At 59.4% G+C, this 24,268-nt stretch carries 15 protein-coding genes and 1 pseudogene; 5 read left to right on the top strand and 11 right to left on the bottom strand.

Annotated elements, in window-relative coordinates; genetic code table 11:
- The first annotated feature begins 376 nt into the window (after positions 1-376).
- Entirely contained in the window at positions 377-649 is a 273-nt protein-coding gene (locus HU742_RS03295) for a hypothetical protein (RefSeq protein WP_186639463.1), read from the top strand.
- Positions 650-778: 129 nt separating this feature from the next.
- On the opposite strand, the gene HU742_RS03290 is transcribed toward HU742_RS03295, so the two are convergent.
- From HU742_RS03290 to HU742_RS03255, 7 genes are all read right to left on the bottom strand, one after another.
- Entirely contained in the window at positions 779-1,747 is a 969-nt protein-coding gene (locus tag HU742_RS03290; RefSeq protein WP_186639461.1) for a tetratricopeptide repeat protein, read from the bottom strand.
- Positions 1,748-1,821: 74 nt separating this feature from the next.
- Positions 1,822-2,397, bottom strand: coding sequence for a hypothetical protein (locus HU742_RS03285; protein ID WP_186643952.1), 576 nt, complete (start codon positions 2,395-2,397; stop codon positions 1,822-1,824).
- 109 nt (positions 2,398-2,506) lie between these two features.
- Entirely contained in the window at positions 2,507-3,364 is an 858-nt protein-coding gene (locus HU742_RS03280; RefSeq protein ID WP_186643953.1) for a PoNe immunity protein domain-containing protein, read from the bottom strand.
- A gap of 186 nt (positions 3,365-3,550) precedes the next feature.
- The gene (locus tag HU742_RS03275) at positions 3,551-4,498 is read right to left on the bottom strand and encodes a reverse transcriptase domain-containing protein (protein ID WP_186643988.1); all 948 of its coding nucleotides are present in this window, start codon (positions 4,496-4,498) and stop codon (positions 3,551-3,553) included.
- Positions 4,499-4,535: 37 nt separating this feature from the next.
- Positions 4,536-4,898, bottom strand: a complete 363-nt coding sequence (gene cdiI, locus HU742_RS03270; protein ID WP_186643954.1) for a ribonuclease toxin immunity protein CdiI — start codon at positions 4,896-4,898, stop codon at positions 4,536-4,538.
- 8 nt (positions 4,899-4,906) lie between these two features.
- Positions 4,907-14,152 (bottom strand): hemagglutinin repeat-containing protein, encoded by a 9,246-nt coding sequence (locus tag HU742_RS03260; RefSeq protein ID WP_275970777.1) that lies wholly within the window; start codon positions 14,150-14,152, stop codon positions 4,907-4,909.
- 25 nt (positions 14,153-14,177) lie between these two features.
- Complete coding sequence (locus HU742_RS03255; protein ID WP_186639450.1) at positions 14,178-15,884, bottom strand: ShlB/FhaC/HecB family hemolysin secretion/activation protein; 1,707 nt, start codon at positions 15,882-15,884, stop codon at positions 14,178-14,180.
- Here HU742_RS03255 and HU742_RS03250 point away from each other — a divergent pair.
- From HU742_RS03250 to HU742_RS26990, 3 genes and pseudogenes are all read left to right on the top strand, one after another.
- The gene (locus HU742_RS03250) at positions 15,883-16,344 is read left to right on the top strand and encodes a hypothetical protein (protein WP_186643955.1); all 462 of its coding nucleotides are present in this window, start codon (positions 15,883-15,885) and stop codon (positions 16,342-16,344) included. The two genes, HU742_RS03255 and HU742_RS03250, sit on opposite strands and share 2 nt — an antisense overlap.
- Positions 16,337-17,350 (top strand): annotated as a pseudogene (locus tag HU742_RS26995) (methyl-accepting chemotaxis protein); the annotation flags it as partial. The gene HU742_RS03250 and the pseudogene HU742_RS26995, both read left to right, overlap by 8 nt.
- 42 nt (positions 17,351-17,392) lie before the next feature.
- Positions 17,393-18,256: a methyl-accepting chemotaxis protein gene (locus HU742_RS26990; RefSeq protein ID WP_437179888.1), complete on the top strand. Its 864-nt coding sequence runs from the start codon at positions 17,393-17,395 to the stop codon at positions 18,254-18,256.
- 12 nt (positions 18,257-18,268) lie between these two features.
- Here the strand turns inward: HU742_RS26990 and HU742_RS03240 are convergent, their stop codons facing one another.
- From HU742_RS03240 to HU742_RS03225, 4 genes are all read right to left on the bottom strand, one after another.
- The gene (locus HU742_RS03240) at positions 18,269-18,637 is read right to left on the bottom strand and encodes a glyoxalase superfamily protein (RefSeq protein WP_186639446.1); all 369 of its coding nucleotides are present in this window, start codon (positions 18,635-18,637) and stop codon (positions 18,269-18,271) included.
- 142 nt (positions 18,638-18,779) lie between these two features.
- The gene (locus HU742_RS03235) at positions 18,780-20,246 is read right to left on the bottom strand and encodes an N-acyl-D-amino-acid deacylase family protein (protein ID WP_186643958.1); all 1,467 of its coding nucleotides are present in this window, start codon (positions 20,244-20,246) and stop codon (positions 18,780-18,782) included.
- A gap of 1 nt (position 20,247) precedes the next feature.
- Positions 20,248-21,108 (bottom strand): MurR/RpiR family transcriptional regulator, encoded by an 861-nt coding sequence (locus HU742_RS03230; protein WP_186612205.1) that lies wholly within the window; start codon positions 21,106-21,108, stop codon positions 20,248-20,250.
- Between the two features lie 24 nt (positions 21,109-21,132).
- Positions 21,133-22,482: a GntT/GntP/DsdX family permease gene (locus HU742_RS03225; protein WP_186612206.1), complete on the bottom strand. Its 1,350-nt coding sequence runs from the start codon at positions 22,480-22,482 to the stop codon at positions 21,133-21,135.
- Between the two features lie 279 nt (positions 22,483-22,761).
- On the opposite strand from HU742_RS03225, the gene HU742_RS03220 reads away from it, so the two are divergent.
- Positions 22,762-24,207: a SulP family inorganic anion transporter gene (locus HU742_RS03220; protein ID WP_186643960.1), complete on the top strand. Its 1,446-nt coding sequence runs from the start codon at positions 22,762-22,764 to the stop codon at positions 24,205-24,207.
- Positions 24,208-24,268: the final 61 nt, after the last annotated feature.

Raw genomic sequence — 24,268 nt, 5'->3', positions numbered from 1 at the left:
TGGCCGAAAGCACCCCGTATCGAAAAGGAAGCTGGGAAGAATGGATCCCCGTATGACGAAAGCGTCTATTTACAAACCTTGGCCCGCCACGACTCGCCTTTGATAACAACACCGGGGGCAATGAAAGCATGTTGACGGAAGAGCTCAGGGCGTGAAGCGGCACGGAACTGAAGGCAGGCTCGATCCGTTTATAACCGCAGACACATGTAGGGGAACACCGCCGTAGAATGGCCAGAGCTCCTACATGAAACTCGGAAAGCGGTGTCTTGTGGCGCTTGGGGGGGACGGCCTATAGTTTCGCGTCGCCCAATGGCGACTCGGGTTTGGCGACCTGATTGAACGAGGTAGATCCCTTCATTTGAATGAGGTACTACCAATGAACCGATACATGCCCATCACCGGCGTCGACTGCACCCCCGCTACCCTGCTGATCGACACCGAAGCCCCGCTTGATGTCCTCTTCGAAACCGCTGACTACCGCATCCGAACCGTGACCCAGCTGCTGGAAAACATCGCGTTCCGCTCGGACATCAGCTCCGACACGCTGGTGCTTTCCGACTTCTGCAAAATGCTGACGATAGCGCTGCGCGATGGGTGTGATGTGATGGATGTGATTGGTAGACGATTGCGGGCGCAGGCGGTTGAATAAATGAAAACGGGCGACCTTTGGGGTTGCCCGTTTCGCTTATATGCTCCAGTTAGCGCACACGCGTACTGACTTACCTTAGGCCCCTGCGCTTATTGCACCGAAGCCGTCTTGAAGTGACTGACCGAGTTGTCAGCCCCGTTTGGCACTCGGGGACAGGACGACCGGCGCCACGAAGTCGAACGTTTCCTGACCCGCTGGAAGCATGTAGGGATCTTTCATAGTCAGGCGGTACACCGCAGACACCACAGCAGTGTCTATCACTGGATCGCCGGAACTCTCGGCCAGGTAAACCTTGGGCTTCGGACTCCCGGTCGAGAACCTGAAAAGCACTCTAATTGTCAGCGTTTGACCAGAGTGATTGAGCCCACCGAGCTCATACGAACGCCATAACTCGAAACGCATCTGGCGCAGAAGCCCCCCAATCCACACTCGATTGTATTTCTGCACCTGCTCAGCATCGAGCTCCAGCCCAAGGGCCAATAGCGGCCGCATTGCCTTCCAGGCGGGGTCACCGTATTTTTGGGTAGCATCGACGTACAGCTTCAAAGCACCCGACACATCCTGCGCACCGCCCTTGCCCTGCTCCATCAACCCACCCAACCCCACCACACCACCTATACCTGCACGGGTGTAATAATCGCGGGCCTTCACCGGGTCAACTGGCTCGTCAATCCCATCCCGCGCCATGCGCGCGAGCTCCACATAGGCATATGGATCGGCCGGCGCCGCTTGCAGGTAGAGTGACCTGGCCCGGGCAGTGTTCTGGCCCACGCCTGTGCCGCTCTCATAGAACGTACCGAGCACATGCTGGCAAGTCGGAATTCCACCTTCGCTCGCGGATATGACGAGCTGCAAGTCGGACGGTTGAACAGTTCGGTAGTGGGTAGTTTGGCGACATGCCTTGCCTTGGTTGCCATCCAAAGCGTCGTCAAAGGTCCCAAGCGGCACAGAGGGATTGCGCAACTCTGCGAGGTAACGCTCCATCGGCGTGGTGCGGGACTCCTCGAGGTACTCGACGGTGCTCTTCCCAAGGTCTTTCATGCTCTGGCAACCGCCAAGGGCAATCATCAGACCGATCAATACGATATTTTTTTGCATGCTGTGTCGTGTCCATACGTGAAACGCGGTTGCTCGTGGTGACTATCCGCGTATGCAAAATTATCAGGTCGGACTCAGTGCCCCTGGATGCTCGCTACGGGAATACGCTCCTGTGGCTGAGTGACATCGTAAACATACTGCTCACAACCTGCCCCAATGATCACGAACTCCACCAGGTAAACCTTTTGCTTCTCGGGCTTGAAGGTGGAACTCATGGGGCCGCATGCATAAACAATTTTTTCGGCATAGCGGTTGTAGTTCGAGTCGTAGACCCGCGATTCACCGATCACTTCAATCGCCTGCCCGGGATCAGCCTGCACCTCCAGCTGGGGGAAGCGTTTTACGGTGGCGCTGTTGGTAACCTCGTTCATTTTGGCGATCCAGCCGAATACCTTGCCACGACCGGAATCGACCACGGTTCCCAAGATCTCGGCACGCTGATCCGCATCGGAACTGCGTCGTATGGAGAACTGTACCGGGTGAGTGAACCCTGTCGCCTTCATGATGATCTTGGCGTGGTCTGCGTCAGCGACGACCTTGGGTTGTTGCAACTGCACGCCATCCTTGAGCAGGCTTGGCGAGGAATCCCTGACGTTTGAGTGACAGCCTGCCAGGGCCATGGCTAGAACTAAAAAGGTGGTTTTTTTCATGATTACTTCCCTGCAAAATTTGAATGACCACAGACCATCGAAGTACTTTCGACAAAAGCGGAATGGAGATGACCTCGTTCTAGTAATCGATGACTGATTTGGACATCGCTTAACCTGAACGTCCTAACAACCTTGCCCACCATCCAGGCTTGGCGAGTGGCTCAGGTGTTGGAACAGCTTCTTCGCTGGGATGGAGTAAATCTCCCGGATAGTGTTCATGTCCGATGCAGTCACTATCATCAAGCCCAAAGACTTTCACGGCGGCGACCGCCTCGAAACACCAACGACCAAAATAGCTTCCCATCTCAAGCGGATGTTTTACTGGATCACCATAGATGTACCACCACGGTTGCTGTTTACCGCGCCGGTTCAGCTCCGGATACCAATGTTTTACGAAAGCAAGCAACAACGTTGCTTGCTGCGCCTGCGGCGCATCAATGGCCTTGAGCAGCCTTGCGTAGGGCTTGGCATGCAGGAGGTTTTCCCCAATCGTCCGCTCTGGTTGACGAGACGCCATGACTCGATCAAGCAGAACGTCCTGCCCGCCCTCGCCTATCAACGCAACCAAACGAAGCCACTGGTCGTCGGGGATTTCAAGAACGAGCGCCAGGCTCACCAGCCAGAAACACCAGATATAGTGGTTTAAATTTGAAAGCTCAAAGGTCCAGTCTCGGCAAGTCTGGAGATTGTTTTCTGCACAGATTTCATCGGAGGTGCGATTGGAGAGCGCCCAAGCGTCTAAAATCCGAGGAAAAAAGCTGGCCATCTCTCCAACATCACCACCTCTGGAGTAGACCCGTATGGCGGCGCGCAAATTATCTTTAGCGAAGTCGAATGCAAACTGCGCTCTGTATATGGGGTTGGCCGAAGGCTCCGACAAAATTTTACTGGTGCGCTCAATCCATTGCAGATCTTTTGTTTCACGACCACTCCAGTATTGTTCATCTCCCCAAGGTGCACGAATCATGGAAGAACCCCATTCAAGTTTTTGGCGGGTAAAATTTTAGACGTGTAAAAAGGTGACAGATTTATTTTCAGTTGAGCAAAGGCAACAGGCTTGCCTCTCTACACGCCACAAAGTCGGGTCGACCGGCCAGTTACCTGGGCCGGCCTCCCACAGATCCGGACGTGCGCAATTCACGCATCCGGCTCCTCAGTAACAGGCTTTGCTAATCCGTGGTGCTGGCAAGGGAAGCAACTTTAGTAGCAACGCTGCTTTCTCCCAATTCAACCTCCCGCGCTGCGACCTACGCGACAACCACTTGATCCAAATGCGCTCGACGCGAAAACGTAGAGCGCCCATCGACCGATAGTTGCCGCAAATCCCAAAGTAGGCGAAGTGCCCTCTCAGCTTGCGAACCAGTTGAACGTGCTGGTCTCGTACGAATTGATGCCGATTCACACGGCACCATCGGCTGATCTGCCTGAGCGTTCGCCGAAAGCGATCCTTGGCAGTTTTCCGATAAATCGTCCAACAGCCTGACTTGGATCGCCCCCAGTAGTGAGTGAATCCCAGCAGATCGAAGCTTCTGCCTCGACCTGGTATTGCGGGCTTGAAACCCACCAACCGCGTCTTATCCGGATGCAACTCCAGACCAAACCGGCCGAAGCGCTTGGGCAGTACCTCCATTACCCGCCTGGCGTCCCGCTCGTTGGCGAAAACCAGCACCGCATCATCGGCATAACGCAGCATAGAACTGCTGCCAACCAATCGCGGCTTTACTTCGCGTTCGAACCAGACATCCAATACATGGTGGAGATAGATATTCGCCAACAATGGCGAGATCACACCGCCTTGAGGTGAGCCGGCCTCCATGCGTTGCCATTGCCCGTGTTCCATCACGCCCGCCTTCAGCCATTTGCCGATCAGGCGGTTGAGCACACCATCCTTTACCCGTTGCTGCACGAATCCTCGCAACAGAGCATGGTCAATCGTGTCGAAGTACGACCGTATGTCCAACTCCAGCACCCAGCCACCGCCCATGTTCCTCAGACGCTGGTACAGCACTTCCAAGGCCTGATGAGCCGAGCGGCCTGGCCGAAACCCATAAGACTGGGTCGGCAAAAAATTCCCGACACGGGTTATGATCCTATCAACAATAGTCTCGGCAGTACTGGGCCTATTTATTCAGAATAAATCAGAAAAAAAGCTGATCCAAAATCTCTCTCACTTTTACAGTATCTTCCGGATGAAGACTTACATACTTATCACATGCTAGCCGTATGTATTTAGAGCAAATCTCTTCACTTACAACAACTGTATCTTCATTTTTTGGCGGATAACCATAAGCGAACTCAACACCTTCAAAATGTTCCTCCTCAAAAAAACTATTTAAATCAGGAAAATTGCAGTACGCACCATCCGTACTGAAGCCCCACCTTTTCACCAATAGCTCAAGAGATTTTATAAAATTACCATCGTGATACATCCGATCAAAATACCCCTTCACTATCCAGTAAGGGTCTGAATCAGTATATGGCTGTCCAAATAGCTCTTTCATATCAATCCTCACTGGGGGTGAAAGTTAGTAACTGCCCCTGTAGCCTTGTCAAGGTAGACCCTAAAGCTAACGCCCCCGGCAGTAGCATCATATTGAGTCACCCCCTTCGACAAAGCACCCCTGTATCCACTGGCCGCAGCCTGCTGTCCAAGATCAAGGATCTTTTGATCAGAGAAGACCTTCGGATCATAAACAGTCTTAGTAAACTCTTTCGCTTTATAGCCGATCACATTTCCAGCTCGATCATAAGCCGGTATCTGATATTCAATATTTGTAATCCCCTTAACAGAAGTCGGTGTCTCACCCAATATCTTTATGCCATTTGAAGATGCGGCCTGAGAGAATGCATCAAGATTATGGGTTCCGCTAACCCCACTTTTCTGGGTCAATCCATCGAAACTACTCAGATGGTTTTTGATGCTCGGATTAAAGCTCATGCCTTCCGGGAAGCTTGCAGCCCCTTTTGCACCACCCGTTTCCACCCACCCCTTCGGCGGACTCTCCGCAAACTTCTTGTCCCAATCAGCATCCTTCGGACCACCCCCCAGCTCATCGCGCCCTTTCGTTACACCATCCGAAGACCCCTTACCCACAATACCAATGGCCTTGCCCGCTACAGACCCGGCAGCGTTGGTGGCGGTCCCCAAGGCAATATCCAGCAGCGTCGTTGCACCACGAACGTATACATCACCTTTTTGAGTAGTTGCCCCAAGCTTGGAAAGCTCCTTGAAACGATCATCGCTATGCTCCAAATCGTCCTTGCTCTTACCACTGAGCTCGCTCGCTAGGGATTTTGACAAAGCATCTTTAGCGTCGGCGATTTTGTCTCCAAACAGCTTATCCACCACCACATTACCGGCCAGACTCACCGCGGCTTTGACTGGTCCCATGACGGCTTGTATCCCCAAGCGTACAAGCTGCGCTTGCGCTGGGTTCAATTTATCGAGATAGGTCTGTAAAGCGTCAGCTTGAACCAACACATTTCCGCCGGAGGTACTTGGTACCAACGGCTTAAAATTCACAATCATGCTGTTGCCATCAGCATCAACATAGTGGACCGGATCCTTCTGGCCCTCGTCACCCGAAGCACAGTCTCCTGTAGCGCCACAGCTTTCTTGTTGCTTGGCAAACGTTGTGAATAGGTCCGCGAAGTATTGGATAGCGATTACATCCTTAGGCTCCAGCTTCGCGATGTCATCAGGATCCTTACCATTGCGAACCAGGTTCTTCGCAACATTCAGCGCAACCTCATCCCCCAACGCAGCCCTCGCGGAAGCAGGAACCTCCTCTATTGATACCCGCTGTGCCTGTATGCTGTTCCAGACCTGTCCAGCGGCCTGCACCGGCCCATTGACCAGCTTGAGTGCGTCCTCATACGCTTTCAGGCTGCTATCGGGGTAGCTTTTGATGCTGTTCTTCCAAGCCTGCACCGTCCCAGAGGGATCCATCACCGCGTCCACCGAGGATTTGGTGACGTACAAGTCGGTCCGAGATTCATCATCCTTGGTGATTTCGTAGGCCTTGCTTACATCCCGGTTGAGCCCAACCGTCGAATCGGCCCCGGTTTTAGCATCATTGCGCACCACAACTTCGCCGGCCCCGACAGTGGCCCGGACGGTCTGCTGACGATCCTTCTCATACTCCCAACCGCTGATGCTCCAGCCGTTTTTATCTTTCTCGCCTTTGCCAACCTGACTGCTGTCTTGAGCGCCGCCGCCACCTTGGGAGTAGCTGCCACCCACGTTCAGGTAATAGCCGTGCTCCTTGTCCTTACCGGCGATGTCACTGAAGCCCAGGGTTCCGGTGTCCAGTTTGAGGTTGCCGTTATCGGCGGCGATCAGTGCACCATCCAGTTGAGTGTGATTCTCGGTCCGGATGTCGACTTTGTTTTTGCCGGTGATGCTGGTTTGCTGTTCGACCCAATGGGTCTCGCCGGTCGTTTGTCCATATCCCACCGAGCCGCTGATGCCAGCCCCTGGACCAACGGTCGCGGTAACGCTGAGGTCGAACTCTTTGCCTTTGACTTCGCCTGTGTCAGGCGCCGAGGAGATATTCAGATTACCGCCGACACGGCCAACGACCTCATCGCCGCGCAGGGTGGCACCACTGATGTTGGTGTCTTTGCCACTGGTGAAGCCCAGGCGGTTGCCCGCGTAGAGGTAGGCTTCTTGCTGTCGGTTACCTTCCCGGTCGAGATTGCCCTTGCCGATGTTCACGCTGACGTAGACGCCTACGCCTTGAGAGCCGAACGTCAGGCCTGCCTCACCACCACCGTTGTGTCGATTGCTCTCACTGTCGCTGGCGTTCTGCGCCGACCGGATGTTCAACTCATTACCAGCATCGAGCGCAATATCTCGCCCAGCCTTGACCTGAGTGCCTATCAGGTTGATGTCGTGGCGGGCGTCCACGTTGACATCCCTTCCAGCGGCAACCTGAGTGGCTGTCGAACTGCCGTGAACGCCATCCTCGGTGGCAACACCGTAGCTGCCGCCGACGCCTAGCTTGAAGCCTCCACTGGTGCCGCCATGAATCCCACTCCAGCTTTGGCGATCAGTGCTTTCCTGGCTGACACTTCCCTTCGCTACATCCAGCGTGACGTCGCGACCTTTGACGTTGATATCCCGCCCGGCCTTTAGCTGACCACCTTTGACCGTGACGTCGTTACCGGCATTGAGATTCAGGTCGTTGCCCGCATCGAACGTCGACGCGCGATTGGTCTGCTCAATGACCTGCTGGCTACTGGTTTGCGTGCTGTTGCCAAACTTGACGTCGACGGTCGGTCCGTTGACGAATTGGGCGACGGCATCGACGCCTTTTAGGGTGCTGGACGCCTTACTGACGCCGTCCTCCCCTTTCCCTGCGCCACTGACCGCATCCTTGGTGTTGCCGTAGTTATGATTGAACGAAATGCCAAGCCCATTACGACTGGCTTCGCGCTCCTGCTCGGTCAGTTGGGTTTCACGCGCAGCATCCACGTTGATATTGCGTCCTGCCGTGAGGCCTATGTCACGGCTGGCACGCAGATCGGAACCCGTCTGGTTGATATCGCGCTGAGCGTTGATGGCAACATCTTGCCCTGCACTGATCTGGCTAGCGGCAGCGGTTTGCTGTTCCAGACGATTCTTGTTCTTGAGGCTATCGGCACCTGCAAAGAAATTGATGCCATTAGCATCCGAAGAAACACCAATCCCAGCCTGCTTGTTCTTTTCCCAATCCCGCTCGGAACGGCTGTTCTGCGCCGCCAGAACATTCACATCGCGCCCGGCATTCAGACTGACATTACGCCCAGCCTCGATTCCGCTGCCCACCAGGTTGATATCGCGCTCTGCCTGCAAAGTCGCATCACGATCAGCCGTCACCTGACTGCCAACACTGGTACTGCTTTGCGCGATCCGGCCCGACTCTTTCGCCGAGGAGAACGACAGGAAGCCGCCCGAGACCGAGAGCCCGGTTTTCTTCTTGTATTGCTCGCTATGGCTGTAAGCGGTGTCATTGGCCGCGACGAGGTTGATGTCGCCGCTGTCCTTGACCAGGCCCGCACGCAGTTCCACGTCATTGCCGGCGGTGGTTTCGCTGGCGCGCAAACGCAAGTCATTGCCCGCGACCAGCACCACATCGTTGCCCGCTTCCAGCTCGCTGGCCACTTGGGAGGCCGTGGTTTTCAGCTCGCTTTTGCCGCTTTTGGACAAGCCGAGGAAACCCGATTTGGTTTTCTTGCTGTAGGAACCGTGCTCTTCAATGCCCGAAAGCACCGCCACATCGCCGGTGGCGCCCACTACCAAATCATTGCCGGCGTTCAATTGGCTGCCGATCACCGTGACGTTGCGGCCGCCGTCCAGCGTGACACCACCGCCGGCCGCATGGCTGGTATTGACCGTCAGGTCTTGCCCCGCCTCCACCACCGACGCGACGTTGGTGCTGTCATAGCTTTCCCGTTGTTCGCTTTTACTGCGGCCAAAGGAGCCTTTGCTTTTCTTCGAATAGAACTCTGCGGTTTCGTCCGTTGCAGACAACAGGCTGATGTCGCGCGTGGCGTCGAGCGCAACATTATTGGCCCCTGTCAGGCGACTGGCGACAAGACTCAGGTCTTGCCCCGCCTTCGCGCTGAGGTCCCCACCCGATTTGACGACTGAGGATTGCTGGCGCACTAGGTCGCTGCTGCTTTTGACTTTTTTGCTCTGGGAAAAGCGATGGCTTTCGTTGGCGGCAGAAGCGATAGCGATGTCACGCCCGGCGGTCAGTGCCAGGGTGGTCTCGGCGATAAGGTTGCTGGCGACGATCCGCAGATCCTGCCCGGCCGCGGCCTTCAGCTCCCCGCCAGCAGAAACATTGGAACCGTTCTGGGTAATGGTCTGGTCTCGGTGCCTGCTACCCATTGTGTTGCTGTTCGACTGCTCAGCGGAGGCGATATTCACGTCACGCACCGCCTGCAGATTCATGTCATTACCGCTCTTGACCACCCCTCCCTCGTTAGCGATATCCCGTCCGGCGCCCATCGCCAGGTCATGACTGGCCTCGATCCGCGCCGCGCTGTCGACAAAGTCACGTTGCTCGGTCTTGTAGCCGGTGCTGCTGGCATGGCGGGTAACGGTTCGTTCGTTAGTCACGTCGCCGGTGAGGGCAACAACACTGACATCCCGCCCGGCAATAACCCCGCCCGCCCGGTTAGTAAGATCATTACTCGCCAGCGCCTCAAGGCGATTCCCCGCTTCAAGCAATCCGCTGTTGACCAAGCTATCGCCCGCCGTCGCCCTCAGGTTGCTCGACGCTCGCAAGGTGCCGGCATTGATCAGGTTCTGACCGGCGATCAGGCTGACGTCCGAGCCTTGTATCAGCGCGCCATTGGCCGCCAGACGATGATTGGCCTGGGCCAGGTACAGCACCGGCACCAGGACCTGTTCGTTGTTCACCGTCCGGTTTTCCATCCAGACGATGTCATGGGTCAGCGCCGCGACTTGTTCGGCGGTCAGGCTGACGCCCAGGGACAGGTTGAGCGCGTCCTTGCTGGCGACGGCGTTGTTCATCAGGTACTTGAACATGCCGTCGTCGGAGGTCTGGCCGTCGAGGAAGCGTTGGCCGGTGCGGGCGATCACGGCTTGCTGGATCAGCCGTTGTTCGTAGAAACCGTCACCCAAACGCTTTGCGGCGACGTCGGGGTCGTAACCCAGTTTGCTCAGCAGATAGTCCGAGCTCATGAACTGGCGCATGTTGGTCAGCGCCGGGTTGGTCTCGATCAGATATTTGTGCGGGTTGGACTTGATCGAGCTGTCCGGCAGGCCGCGCACTTGTTGCAGGCCGGAGCCCTGGGTCGGCGTGGTCGAGCCGTCACCGCTCATGCGGAACAGGCCGTTTTGCCCGGTTGGCAAATCGAAGCCCGGCAAGGCAAGTGGATCGACCGGCTGCTGGGTCAGGTCCGGGGACAGCTGTCGGTTAACGTTGACGCGGGTGGAGAACGCGTTGTCGGCCTGGGTGTCGGTGCGCGGGCCGGCGCCGACGTAGTTGTAGCCGCCACGCACGACACTGCTGTCGGCTTGGCCCTGGACACGGACATCCACCGCGCCGCCGGCCTGGATAATCGCGGCATAGGTTTGGCTGTCGGTGGTGATTGTCTGGGTGCCCAGCGCTGGAATTTCGCGCTCGGTCATGCCGATGAAACGGCTCATCGCCGCCTCGAGGCCTCCCAGGTCGTTGGCGTTATAACCCGGGCTCTGCAACCAGTATTTGTTGGTGAAGTCATTTGCAGCAGCGCGCCAGCCACCTGGGCTGCGCGTGCGCGCGGACATGAAGGTGCGCGAGGTTTCGGTCTCGCCGGTCTCGATGCCGATGTTGTTCAGGCTGGTGACGTTGGCGGTCAGTGCGCCGCCGACGCCGATGCTGCTGCTCCGGTTAGTCAGCGTGTCGCCCTGGATATCCAGGTTGCCGCCGGTGGTGATACTGGAGGCAGCGCTGGCTGCGGTGACTTCGAACTTGTCGCGCTGGACGATCTGCCAGACGTGGTTCTCCTTGCCTCCCCTGCAGTCGCCGGCGTTGACCCCTTCGATGCAGGCCACCTCCCTGATCGAGGCGGTGTAGATACCGGCATCGTTGGTGGTCAGTATCTGGCGGACGTTGTCGATGGTACTGGCCGCCAGACGCATGCTGCCGTCGCTTTGCAGCGTGCCGGAACTGTTGAGGATGCTGCGCGCTCGGGTGCCGAGGCCGTCGCGGTCAATGCTCAGGTCGCCCAGGCTGTAGATGTCGGCGTAACGGTTGGTCAGGCTGTCGACGCGCAGTCGGGTATCGGCGCCGCTGAAAATCAGTCCACGCTCATTGAGCAGGTCGACTGTCGAAACGTCCAGCGCCCCGGCGCTGCCCAGCGTGCCGTAGTTGTTGATCGTTGCAGCCGTGACGCTCATGCCTGCCGCCGAAGTCAGGCGACCGTAGCTGTTGAGGACGCCATCGACTACGACGGTTGTGTTGCCACCGCCAGCGATACTGCCGTTTTGCTCCAGATTGATCAGCGCGGCCTTGAGGCCCAAGGTGCCGAGACTGCTCAAGCGACCGTTGCCTGTGTAGGCGCCGGTCAGTTGCACGTCGACCGTTCCATCGCTGCCGATCAGACCGTCAACGCGCCAGTTGCTGCCACGGCCCACCATACCGTCGGTACTGAGCAATTGGCCGGTGGCCGTCTGGGTCAACTGATCGACATTCACCACCAGATGCCCCGCCTGGATCGCGGTGCTGTTGGTCCATTGGTCAGCCGTCACGTTCAAATTGCCGTAGGTCACCAGGCTGCCACCCGCCTGACCGAGGTTGGCTTGGCTGATGCCAAACAATCCCAGGCCGGTGTGCAACAGTTCGCCGCCCACGTTCTGAATGCTGCCGGTGTCCAGCCCGACACTCTGGCTGGCGGTGGCGAGGGTGCCGTCGCGGTTGTCGAACAGGCCACCTATCTGGAAAACCGTCGTGCTGTTTTTGCCCAGCGTACGCAGCTGGCCTTTTTGGTTGCTCAGGCTGGCGGCGAGAATGTCCAGGCTGTCCTGGCTTTCGATGATGCCCGCGTTGTTGTTCAACGCGCCCGAGAGATCGAACTCGATACGATTGGCGCTGACCTGCCCGCCATCACTGTTGTCCATCGCCTGGCCGATGACCCGAACCTTGCCCGTGGCGTACAGGCCACCACCGCGGTTGTCGATATCCGCACCGGCGTTGGTGATCACGATGTCGCCCGCTTGTGCGGCGATGCGCCCACCGTCGTTGAACAACCCCGCCAAGGCTTCGATGTTGAGCCCTTGGGCCTGGATCGTGCCGCCACGGCGGTTTACGTCGTAGCCGTTTTTCAGCACGCCGACGGCACGCGCCTCGAGCGCGGCCTTGACGCTGGCCAGCACGCCGCCCCGGTTGTCCAGGTTGGTCGCAAAGACAGAGAGGTTGGCGTCCTGGGCGATGATGCTGCCGCCCTGGTTGTCGATATCCGCCGCTACATCGACGAGCACCTGACCCTTGCCTTGCAGCGTGCCTTTGGCGTTATCCAGGCTGCCTGCATGGAGCTCGACACCGGCGGCACGGCTGGCGACCAGGCCTTCGTTGGCGTTGTTGACCTTGCCGGTGGCCTTGACCAGCAGCTTGCCATTGGCGGCAACGGTGCCTTTGTTGGAGTTGTCCAGGCTGGCGGTGTGAACGGTCACGGTGCCTTGGCTGGACAACTCGCCGCCCTGGTTGTTGATCGCGCCTGCGTTGGTGATGTCGAGGCTTTTGCCGGCCATCACCAGGCCGGTCAGGTTGTCCAGGCTGCCGAGGATCAGGGTCGCGCTGTTCAGGCTGGACAACTCGCCGGCATTGTTGTCCAGATAACCCACGTTGGCCGTCAGAATGCCTTGACTGTTGATCAGGCCGCCCTGGGCGTTCAGCACTTGGTTGGCCGTCAGGTGCAGTTCGGTTTTACCGAGGATCCGGCCTTTGTCGCGGTTATCCACCACATCGGCGATGACCATGGTCTTGCCCTGTCCACTGAGCGTACCGCCCTGGTTGTTCAGCGCTGCGGTGGTCGTGACATTCAGGTCGCGACTGGCAATGACGGTTTTGCCGGCGTTGTTCAGCTGTCTTGCCTTGAGGGTGACATCACCCGAGGTGTTGCGGCTGTTGTCGGCATTGACCCCGGCTTCGATGATTGCGTTGTTGGTGAGCTTGCCGCCGCTGTCCAGCCGAATGCTGTCGCGGGCCACCAGGTTTTTCTGGTTGGTCAGGTCGCCCTGGGTCTTTGCCTCCAGCCGACTGCCGGCGTACACCTGGCCACGGGTTTCCAGGCTTTTCGCCTTGATATCGACAGCACCGGCAGCCGCCGTCTCGGCCAAGCTCAGATGCCCATTGGCATCCAACTGAATATCCCCGCCACTGGCAACCATCTTGCCGTCCAGCTTCACGCCAACCCCGGCTTCGGTGCCCACTAACTTGATCGCCCCGGCGTACATGCCGCCCAGGGCCGAGGAGTCGATGGCCAGCTCCGGTTTGGCGCTGCCGTCGTCCGCGCGGGCGGTGGGGTTGAGGGTCGTGGCATTGACGTCGTTGCGACCGGCAACGATGGTCAGGTTCTTGGCCTGGATCTCGGCATTGATCTTGGCGCTGCGGGTGATGATTTCGAAGCGGTCGACGTTGTTGGCATTGAGGCCGGCGCCTTCGATGGAGACGCTGCCCTGATCCACTTGATAGCGGTTCAACTGGCCGTTTTCGATAATCGGCTTGCCGGTGGTCAACGTCGCCTTCGGCGTGTTGATGAAACCGCAGCCGTCGCAGGTGATGCCATACGGGTTGGCGACGATGACATGGGCCGATTTGCCCGCCACTTCGGTGTAGCCGCGCAACTGGCTCGGGTTGCCGCCATTGACTTCGTTGAGGATGATTTTGGCGGCCGTGCCCTTGAGGTTCGGGTTGCCGAGGATGATCCCGCCCAGTTGCGTGGATTGGGCGGGGTTGGTGGCGTTGTTGAGGATCACGCCGTTGCTGCCGACGTTGTAATCCTTGAATCGGTTATGGGACAGGCCGCTGCCGTTGGGCTTGGCGATGTTGACCACCGGCACGCCGTTGCCGGCCTTGCCGAGACTGGTGCCGGGAGCACTGACCACGATGCCGTCGGCCTGGGCCCATAGTGGTTGCCAGAACATGACGTTGATCAACAGGAACGCCAGGCTGCGCTTGGGCATGCCCCAGAAGGCGTCGCGGGTGTGCAGGGCGGCAGAAGGCTGGTGGGCCAGCAAGGCGTATTGGCGTTCGTCCATGATGATCAGGTCTCGTTGCAGCAAATTAAATGGATACGTCCAAACGGAAGTAGATCGGCGCTTCGCGCTCGGTCAGGGCATCCGGGCGTTCCAGGGAATGGGCAAAGGTCACGCTGGCGCTCAGGTGCTCACCACGGGCGAACAACTCTAGGGAGTTGCTCGACATGCGCCCGTGCTCGCTACCGTTGTAGCGGGTGCCGCGAATCACACCCTGGTCATAGCCGAGGCTGGTGCCGTATTCGGCGAACACCGGGCGCAGCCATTCCAGCGTCACCGGACGGCTCCAGCGCAGGTCGTTGCGCCAGTAACCGCCGCTGTCACCGGCAAGCGTCTGGTCCTTGTAACCGCGAATCGAGGACAGCCCGCCCAGGCTCATGCGCTGGGGACTGAATAACGCGTCCTCGCTGCGCTGGCCGGTCATCAGACTGCTGAAACTGAAGGACTCGCCGCCCAGCATGAAGGGCTGCAAGTAACTCAGGGTGGCGGTGTATTTGCGATAGCGCGCATCCGGCAGGCCAGGGCCCGGGTCGTGGTCGCCCTGGGCGTCGAGGGCGCCGATACCGTTCTGCATGCCCAGGTCGAGGTTGACGAAGGCGCTACCGATCCGCCGGCCATGGTTGATGCCGAACTGCGCCTCACTGATGCGATTGCTGCTGTCCGTGAGCTTGCTGTCGGCGACGAAGTTATTGGTACGCAGGTACGCCAGGCCCGTATTGAGCGACGTCTTGCTCACGGCGTCGCGATGAATCACGCGTTCCAGGAGCAACTGGTGATTCTGGCTGTCACCGCGCTGTTGTAAGCTGAAACCGTTGGCCTGGGCCAGCGCCCGGTACTCGCTTTGGCTGTAGCTGTAGGTCAGGTTCCACCAGCCAAACGGCACGTTGTAATAGAGCATGCCGTTGCGAGAGGTCTTGTCGTGATCGCTGATGGCATCGCGACCGCCACGCAAGGCCAGTTGATCGGCCAGGCCCAAGGGGCTGTCCCAATCCAGGGAGACTCCCCATTGCTGTTCGCCGGTGCTTTTCTGTCCGTCGTTGTGCCGAGACAGGCCGGCGCGCCAAGGCTTCTGCGCAGTGTTCTTGACCAGCACTTCGCTGCCGCCGATGTTCTGCCCCGGCGTCAGCTCCATCTGGGCATTGTTGGACGGCAGACGGTTGAGTTGATCGACCATCTGCTCAATGTCCCGCAAATTGAGCAGCTCACCGGGCTTGCCGGGAAAACTCATCGCCAGCTCCCGCTCGGACAGGCCGCTGCCATCGTCACCCTTCAACCCTTCCAGCCGCCCCTCGACCACCAGCACTTGCAGATGACCGCTGGACAGGTCCTGTTGTGGCAAGTAAGCGCGACTGGTCACCAGGCCCTTTTCGAGGTAACGGTCGGTGATGACCTTGAGCAGTTCGTTGAGCTGCGGCACACCGAGGCATTGGCCGAGATAGGGTTCAAGCAACCGCTCGCGCTCACGGGCCGAAAGACTGTCGGCGCCTTTGAGTTCGATGGTCTTGATAAGAAAACAACGGGTATCGGCAGGCTTTGTCGGCTGGGTCGGCTTGGCTTCCTTGCCTGGCAGGTCCTTGAGTTCTTCGAGACGCCGGCGTTGCTCTTCCAGCAGGCGGTTCTGGCGCTCGCGGATCAAGTCCGTGTCGCCGGGGGTTGGTGCTGCGACGGCAATGTTCGTCGCCAGAAAACACAGCGACGCAACGGCACACCTCATCCCTAAGGCAGACAAAGACATGTTCGATCCCTCGATTCCAAAAAAGACAGCAAGCTTGCAAGCAGGCCAACGACGGAGACCGGCTTCGCGCATACCAGCCCCTGCATATCGATTTCGGTTCAAGAGAGCGGACATTTTCCAAGCAAAAAAGAGACGCATCTCACAGGATGCGTCTCAAAGTCCGTCTTTTATCAGCAGCTTTCGGAACCGCGTGAAGCTGCGCCGGATGAACTTTTCTTCACCCAAGGCCAGCATGCGATCCGTTACAGTCCCCTCGCTCATTCAAGAAACTAAGGTTTTAGCCCGCTCTCCCGCGGGCTTTTTTTTGCCTGTATTTCCTCCTCGGGTAAAAAAACTTTCAGATTCAGGACACGCCGCCGATACAACCCCGTTAAACGTATTTGCTGGCTCTAAACAACAACAATCTTCCAGCCAACTGACGACAAGCAGCACAACGTTCCTGGAGGAATTTGATGAATAGCTGGTTTGGCAACATTAGCGTCAACATGAAACTGGGCCTGGGTTTTGGCCTGGTGCTGGTACTGACCTGTCTCCTGGCCCTGACCAGTTGGACCAGCCTGGGCGGTCTGATCGACCGCAGCAACTGGATGAGCGACATCACCCAACTCAACGCCGGCCTGACCAAACTTCGTGTCACCCGCCTGCAATACATGCTGGCCAACGGCGACGAAACCGTTGCGCAGACTGTGCAGACCGCCCTCGACGGTTTCGTGGCGCAACAGAATTCGCTGCTCAGCAGTTTCAAGAGCCCCGAGAACGTCAAGCTGCTCAAAGAGCAGAGTGCGACCATCAGCGCCTATCAGGTGTCGCTGAACAAAATGCGCGGCGCCTACCGCACCGGCAATAGCGCCCGTGACACCATGGGCGCGAATGCCGAGGCGGCCTACAAGCTGATCGAAGCGATCGACGCCGATGTGCAGCAAATGGCCGTCGGCGACGAACGCTTCGCCCCGTTCCAGGCCATCACCCAGGCCAAGCAGGCTTTCATGCTGGCCCGCTACGAAGTGCGCGGCTACACCGCCAACAGCACGGCCGATACCGAACGCAAGGCGTTCGCCCAACTGGACGCCGCCATCGCTTCGCTCAAGCCGCTCAGTGAACATTTCGCCAGCACTCGGCAGGATGAGTTGCGTCAGCTGGAAGCGATCCTGGTCCAATACCGCAGCGCCGTGCAGGCGTTCAAATCGGCCATGGCCGATGTGGTGCAGGCGCGCAAGGAAATGACCGATCAAGGCGCGACCATCGTGTCCTTGAGTGAACAGCTGTACCAGATCCAGCTCGACCGTCGCGACGCTGAAAGCGCCCAGGCCCGCACGTTGCAACTGGTCAGCACCTTGCTGGCGTTGCTGGTCGGCATCATCGCCGCCGTCATCATCACCCGCCAGATCACCCGCCCGCTGCGCGAAACCCTGGCCGTGGTCGAACGCATCGCCAGTGGCGACCTCTCGCAGAACGTCATCGTCACCCGTCGCGATGAGTTGGGTGTGCTGCAACAAGGCATCGCCCGCATGGGCGTGACCCTGCGCGACCTGATCAGCGGCATCCGCGATGGCGTGACCCAGATCGCCAGCGCCGCCGAAGAGTTGTCGGCCGTCACCGAGCAGACCAGCGCCGGGGTCAACAGCCAGAAAGTGGAGACCGACCAGGTGGCGACCGCCATGCATGAGATGACCGCCACGGTCCAGGAAGTCGCCCGCAACGCCGAAGAAGCCTCCCAGGCAGCAGCCGCCGCGGACGGCGAGGCCCGTGCCGGCGATCAGGTGGTCAACGAAGCCATCGCCCAGATTGAACGCCTGGCCAGCGAAGTGGAACGTTCCACCGACGCCATGAGCGTGCTGCAACAGGAAAGCGACAAGATCGGCGCGGTCATGGACGTGATCAAAGCCGTGGCCGAACAGACCAACCTGCTGGCGCTCAACGCCGCCATCGAAGCCGCCCGCGCCGGCGAGGCCGGTCGTGGTTTCGCCGTCGTTGCCGACGAGGTCCGTGGCCTGGCCCAACGTACTCAGAAATCCACTGAGGAAATCGAAGGCCTGGTAGCCGGCCTGCAGAACGGCACCCAGCAAGTGGCCGCCGTGATGAACAACAGCCGCACCCTCACCGACAGCAGCGTCGCCCTGACGCGCAAGGCGGGTGTGTCACTGGAGAACATCACCCGCACGGTGTCGAACATCCAGTCGATGAACCAGCAGATCGCCGCCGCCGCCGAGCAGCAAAGTGCCGTGGCCGAGGAAATCAGCCGCAGCATCATCAATGTGCGCGACGTCTCCGAACAGACCGCCGCCGCGAGTGAAGAAACGGCGGCGTCCAGTGTTGAACTGGCGCGCTTGGGAAGTCAGTTGCAGCAGATGGTCAGCCATTTCAGGGTTTGATTACAGTCGCCGTTACACACTGATCGCATTAGTAAACACCAACCGATTCCCAAACGGATCGCTGATCGTCATGTCCTGGCTTCCCCAGGGCATGGCCTGGATGTGTGGACGGGCGTAGCGGTATGGCTTGTCCAGCAGTTGCTGCTGGAACGCTTCGAGCTCATCGGTCTCGATCCGCAGCGCCGAGCCCGGTGTGCAGTCGCCATGGTGCTCGGACAGGTGCAGCACGCAATCGCCACGGGAGACTTGCAAGTACAGCGGAAAGTCGTCACCAAAGCGGTGTTGCCAGTCGACGGTAAAGCCCAGGAAGTCGACGTAGAACGCCAACGCCTTGGCTTCATCGAAAATCCGCAGGATTGGGGTGGTTTTACCGAAGCTCATGGGTTGCTCCCTGGCTGAAATAGACCCAGTTTAGATGGGTTGACCCCAATGCTTCGGCCTTGATTCCGGCTTCTTTAGTGTCGCAATGCCATTATCCTGGCGTCAATTAAAGCAAAATCAGGCGCTTAACTGCCTTCAATCGCTATAAAACGGCTGAAAATCCTTGGCGCAAATCACCTTCGCGCGCCAGGAACCGACCCTCCCTTTGTCCATTGGCTTGCCCATCGCGGTAACTCAGGACGCCGTTGACCCAAACGCCATCAATGCCTTCGGCGGCCCTTTGCGGTTCGTTGAAGTCGGCAACGTCGCGAATGGTCTGGGGATTGAACAACACCAGGTCCGCCCAATGTCCTTCACGAACTTCACCACGGCCCTTCAAGCCGAAGCGCGCCGCTGAAAGCCCGGTCATTTTGTGCACGGCCGTGTGCAATGGAAAAAGCCCGATATCTCGACTGAAATGTCCGAGCACCCGTGGGAAAGCTCCCCACAAGCGCGGATGGGGAAACGGGTCTTCGGGCAGACCGTCGGAGCCGACCATGGACAACGGGTGTGCAAGGATTCGTCTTACGTCGCTTTCGTCCATGCCGTAGTAAACCGCGCCGGCCGGTTGCAGGCGGCGCGCCGCTTCCATCAGCGGCACGTCCCATTCGGCGGCAATGTCCGTCAGATCCCGACCGCTCATGTGCGGATGTGGCGTCGACCAGGTGATGGTGATGCGATGGGCATCGGTCACTTGCTTGAGGTCCAAGGTGGACGAGCTCGCCGCGTAGGGATAGCAGTCGCAGCCGACTGGATGGTTCTTCGCGGCATTTTCCAGGGCGGCGAGCACCTGTGGACTACGACCCCAATTTCCCGCGCCCGCGCATTTGAGGTGGGAAATGATCACTGGGCTGCGTGCGTGACGGCCTATCTGGAACGCCTCGTCCATGGCTTCCAACACCGGCTCGAACTCGCTGCGCAAATGGGTGGTGTAGACCGCACCGAACGCGGCCAATTCTTCGCTCAGTTGCATGACTTCATCGGTGGATGCGCAAAACGCGTTGGCGTAGGCCAGGCCGGTGGACAGCCCCAGCGCACCGTCCTCCAGGCTTTCGCGCAACTGCTCACGCATGGCGGCGATTTCTCCCGCGCTGGCGGTGCGCAGCAGATCGTCCAGGTGATTACTGCGCAAGGCCGTGTGCCCGACCAGCGCTGCCACGTTGACCGCCGGAGCGGCGGCCTCCACCGCCGAACGATAATCACCGAAGCGCGGGTAGGCGAACGCACTGGCGGTGCCCAGCAGGTTCATCGGGTCCGGCGGATCGCCGCGCAGGCTGACCGGCGAGGCGCTGATCCCGCAATTGCCGACAATCACCGTGGTCACGCCCTGGCTGAGTTTGGGCAGCATTTGCGGCTGGCGTATCACCACCGTGTCGTCGTGGGTGTGCACGTCGATGAACCCCGGCGCCAGCACACGGCCGGCGGCGTCGATTTCCTCAGTCGCCCGGGCATCGCGCAGATCGCCAATGCGCGCGATGCGACCGGCATGGATCGCCACGTCGGCGTTGTAGCCGGGCCTGTCAGTGCCATCGATCACCAGGGCGTTGCGGATAAGCGTGTCGTATTGCATGTCAGTCTCCCAGCGGCAAATCGTCATCGCCGCCGCGGTAGTCGTCCAGGGCGAGCTTGACCCGCCGCAGACGCTCTTGATTGTCTTCGGGGTGAGCCAGCGCCAGTTCAGTGGCGAGCACATCGATGGCCAGTAGCATGCCGTAGCGCGCCGCCGTCGGTTTATAGATGAAGGACGTTTCGGCGCCCTGAAGCGGCAACAACACATCGGCCAGGCGCGCCAAGGGCGAGTCGGTGCGGGTGATGGCCAGGATCGCTGCGCCGTAGCTGCGGGCCAACTCGACCGCACCCAACAGTTCCGGGGTGATACCGGTCAGTGAGCAGGCAATGACCAGATGCTGGTCGCTCAACGAAGTGGCAGTGATGCGCATCATCACCGGGTCGCGGCACGCGGCAATCGGATAGCCGAAACGCACCAGGCGCACCTGCAATTCTTCGCTGCACAACGCCGACCAACCACCGAGCCCGAACGCGTGAATCATCCGCGCTTTACCGATCATCCGCGCCGCGTCGCCGAACCGTGACTCCTCGAACGCGGACAAGTGCTGGCGCAGGGTCGACTCGATATCGCCGACGATCTGTCCATAAAACGCCGATTGTTCGGGGGCGCCGGTGGGGTCGAGGAAGCGGCTGCCTACGCCGCTGGCCTGGGCCAGTTGCAGGCGCAAATCGCGCAAGTCCCGGCAGCCGACCGTCCGGGCAAAACGCGACAGCGTGGCGCTGCTGACGTCGGCACGCTGGGCCAGTTCATCCAGGCTGGCGGAGGCGGCAAAGCCGACGTCGTCGAGCATCAGCCGGGCGATTCGTCCTTCCCCGGCGCTGAAGGAATCCTGACGGGAGCGGATCTGGTAAAGAATATCCATGACGGCACCTTTGTTGGGGCGCGCTCAGAGCACGCGCGCAAGCCCGAGGGTCAGGCCGAACGCGACGAGGGAGATCAGCGTTTCGAGCACGGTCCAGGTCTTGAAGGTTTGGGTGACGGTCATATTGAAGTATTCCTTGATCAGCCAGAAGCCACCGTCGTTGACGTGGGAAAAGATAACCGACCCAGCGCCGGTCGCCAGCACCAGCAACTCGGGATGGGGATAACCCAGGCCGATCGCCACGGGGGCGACGATGCCCGAGGCCGTGGTCATCGCCACCGTGGCCGAGCCCGTGGCGACGCGCATCAACGCGGCGAACAACCAGCCCATGACCAGCGGCGATAATTGGAACTCCTGGGCCAGGCCAACGATTTGCTGGGTCACCCCGGCGTCCACCAGGATCCGGTTCAAACCACCGCCCGCACCCACCAGCAAGGTGATACTGGCCGTCGGCGCCAGGCATTCGTTGGTGAATTTAAGGATCGATTCGCGGTTGAAGCCCTGGGCCAGGCCCAGGGTCCAGAAGCTCAGGATCGTCGCTAGCAGCAAGGCGATCACCGAGTTGCCGATGAACAGCAAAAACTGGTTGAAGCCGCTGCCCGGCGTGGAGATCAGGTTAGCCCAGCCGCCGATCAGCATCAGGACCACCGGCAGCAAAATCGTGCCCAGGGTCAGGCCAAACCCTGGCAGGTTGGCTCGAGGCTCGCGCTCAAGAAATTGCCGCTCCAGCGGGTTATCCGCCGGCAGTTGGATACGTGGCACGATAAATTTGGCGTACAGGGGACCTGCGATGATCGCGGTGGGGATGCCGATCAGGATCGCGTACAGCAAGGTCTGCCCCACCGAGGCCTGGAACGCCTGCACCGCCAGCATCGCCGCCGGATGCGGCGGCACCAGCGCATGAACCACCGAGAGCCCGGCGACCATCGGCAGCCCCACCATCAGGATCGACACACCGACACGCCGGGCGATGGTAAAGGCGATGGGCACCAGCAGCACGAAGCCGACCTCGAAAAATAATGGCAAGCCCACCAGGAACGCGATGCAGACCATTGCCCAGTGAGCGTTACGCTCGCCGAAGCGCTCGATCAACGTCTGCGCCATCCGCTCCGCTCCGCCGGACTCGGCCATCATCTTGCCGAGCATCGTGCCCAATGCGACCACCAAGGCGATGTGCCCTAACGTCTTGCCGACACCCGCCTCGTAGGCGCCGACGACACTGGACGGCGGCATCCCGGCCAGCAACGCCAGGCCGATGGAAACCAGGGTAATCACGATGAAGGGATTCAACCGATAGCGGGCAATCAGGACGATCAACGCAATGATCGCGATGGCCGCGTAGACCAACAGCCAATAACCGAAAGCAGGTGCCATGCGTTACTCCTCGAATGGGGTCACGTCGATGTGTTGTGAAACTCATAAATCATTTCGACGACGATTCTTCAAACCCCTTGAAAGTAATTTTCGTGCGCAGACAAGAAATGTCGCTGACGGATATCGCGACGCGGCGTGGATGAAAATTCCCCGCAAGACTTTCATCGCCCTTCGCCGCAGATGGCTGGCCGACCGCCCCTCAATTCCGTACCATCGCCCCCTGTTTTTCTGCACCACTTCCGGCAGCCGATTCTCAACCGGCGCCCAGTCAGGTAAACCATGAAACCAGCTCGTCTTCGCGCCGACGCCCTTGCCGGCCTCACCACTTCTTTCGCCTTGCTGCCCGAATGCATCGCCTTCGCCTTGGTGGCCCACCTCAATCCGCTGATGGGGCTGTATGGCGCGTTTATCATCTGCACGCTGACCGCCCTGTTCGGCGGACGGCCCGGCATGGTGTCGGGCGCAGCGGGGTCGATGGCGGTGGTGATCGTCGCGCTGGTGGTGCAACACGGCGCGCAATACTTGCTGGCCACGATCCTGTTGGGCGGGCTGATCATGATGGCGTTCGGACTGTTGCGATTGGGCAAGCTGGTGCGCATGGTCCCGCACCCGGTGATGCTCGGGTTCGTCAACGGCCTCGCCATCGTCATCGCCCTGGCTCAATTGGAGCATTTCAAAAGCGACGGAAGTTGGCTGAGCGGTACTGCGCTGTACCTGATGGCGGGTCTCGTGGCGCTGACGATGGCCATTGTCTACCTGCTGCCGCGCCTGACCCGCAGCGTGCCGCCGGCCCTGGTGGCGATCCTCGGCGTTGGCCTGGCGGTCTACTTGCTCGGCCTGCCGACCCGCACGTTGGGCGACATGGCGCACATCGCCGGCGGCTTGCCGGCCTTCGCCTTGCCGGACATTCCCTGGAACCTGGAAACCCTGCAAATCATCGCGCCCTATGCCGTGGTGATGGCCATGGTCGGCCTGCTGGAAACGCTGCTGACCCTGAACCTGACCGACGAAATCACTCAAAGCCGTGGTTACCCGGACCGTGAGTGCGTGGCGTTGGGTGCGGCAAACCTGGCGTCCGGTTTGTTCGGTGGGATGGGCGGTTGCGCGATGATCGGCCAGACCGTGATCAACCTCAGCTCTGGCGGTCGCGGCCGGTTATCCGGCGTCGTGGCCGGGGTGATGGTGTTGCTGTTCGTGCTGTTCCTGTCGCCATTGATCGAGCGCATTCCGTTGGCCGCGCTGGTGGGGGTGATGTTCGTGGTGTCGCAACAGACCTTCGCCTGGGCCTCACTGCGGGTGATCAACAAAGTGCCAAAGAATGATGTGCTGGTGATCGTTGCGGTCACGACCATCACCGTGTTCACCGACCTGGCGATGGCCGTACTGTGCGGGATCGTCATCGCGGCGCTCAATTTCGCCTGGCAACAAGCTCGGGAGCTTTACGCCGACGCGCACCTGGAAGCAGACGGCAGCAAACTCTATCGCTTGCACGGCACGCTGTTCTTCGCCTCGACGACGCCGTTCCTCAACCAGTTCGACCCGGCCAACGACCCGGACCTGGTGACCCTGGATTGCCGTCATCTGAGCTTCGTCGATTACTCGGCCATCGCCGCGCTGAAGACCTTGCGTGAGCGCTACAGCAAAGCTGGCAAGCACTTGCGGGTATTTCATCTGTCGGAGCGTTGCAAGCAGATGCTCAAGCGCGCGGGTGTGCATCACGACTGATGACCGGCGAATAGCTTGGCTGAACACACTTGTGGCGAGGGGTTTTATTCCCTCGCCACAA

It is taken from the genome of Pseudomonas marvdashtae (genome assembly GCF_014268655.2).
GTDB classification, from domain to species: Bacteria; Pseudomonadota; Gammaproteobacteria; order Pseudomonadales; family Pseudomonadaceae; genus Aquipseudomonas; species Aquipseudomonas marvdashtae.
This window is presented reverse-complemented; position numbering and strand designations above follow the sequence as displayed.

Bases quoted from the DNA above. Each gene is read 5' to 3' on its own strand.
- HU742_RS03295 (WP_186639463.1), top strand. From the start codon at position 377: ATGAACCGATACATGCCCATCACCGGCGTCGACTGCACCCCCGCTACC.
- HU742_RS03290 (WP_186639461.1), bottom strand. From the start codon at position 1,747: ATGCAAAAAAATATCGTATTGATCGGTCTGATGATTGCCCTTGGCGGT.
- HU742_RS03285 (WP_186643952.1), bottom strand. From the start codon at position 2,397: ATGAAAAAAACCACCTTTTTAGTTCTAGCCATGGCCCTGGCAGGCTGT.
- HU742_RS03280 (WP_186643953.1), bottom strand. From the start codon at position 3,364: ATGATTCGTGCACCTTGGGGAGATGAACAATACTGGAGTGGTCGTGAA.
- cdiI (WP_186643954.1), bottom strand. From the start codon at position 4,898: ATGAAAGAGCTATTTGGACAGCCATATACTGATTCAGACCCTTACTGG.
- HU742_RS03260 (WP_275970777.1), bottom strand. From the start codon at position 14,152: ATGGACGAACGCCAATACGCCTTGCTGGCCCACCAGCCTTCTGCCGCC.
- HU742_RS03250 (WP_186643955.1), top strand. From the start codon at position 15,883: ATGTTCGATCCCTCGATTCCAAAAAAGACAGCAAGCTTGCAAGCAGGC.
- HU742_RS03255 (WP_186639450.1), bottom strand. From the start codon at position 15,884: ATGTCTTTGTCTGCCTTAGGGATGAGGTGTGCCGTTGCGTCGCTGTGT.
- HU742_RS26990 (WP_437179888.1), top strand. From the start codon at position 17,393: ATGGGCGTGACCCTGCGCGACCTGATCAGCGGCATCCGCGATGGCGTG.
- HU742_RS03240 (WP_186639446.1), bottom strand. From the start codon at position 18,637: ATGAGCTTCGGTAAAACCACCCCAATCCTGCGGATTTTCGATGAAGCC.
- HU742_RS03235 (WP_186643958.1), bottom strand. From the start codon at position 20,246: ATGCAATACGACACGCTTATCCGCAACGCCCTGGTGATCGATGGCACT.
- HU742_RS03230 (WP_186612205.1), bottom strand. From the start codon at position 21,108: ATGGATATTCTTTACCAGATCCGCTCCCGTCAGGATTCCTTCAGCGCC.
- HU742_RS03225 (WP_186612206.1), bottom strand. From the start codon at position 22,482: ATGGCACCTGCTTTCGGTTATTGGCTGTTGGTCTACGCGGCCATCGCG.
- HU742_RS03220 (WP_186643960.1), top strand. From the start codon at position 22,762: ATGAAACCAGCTCGTCTTCGCGCCGACGCCCTTGCCGGCCTCACCACT.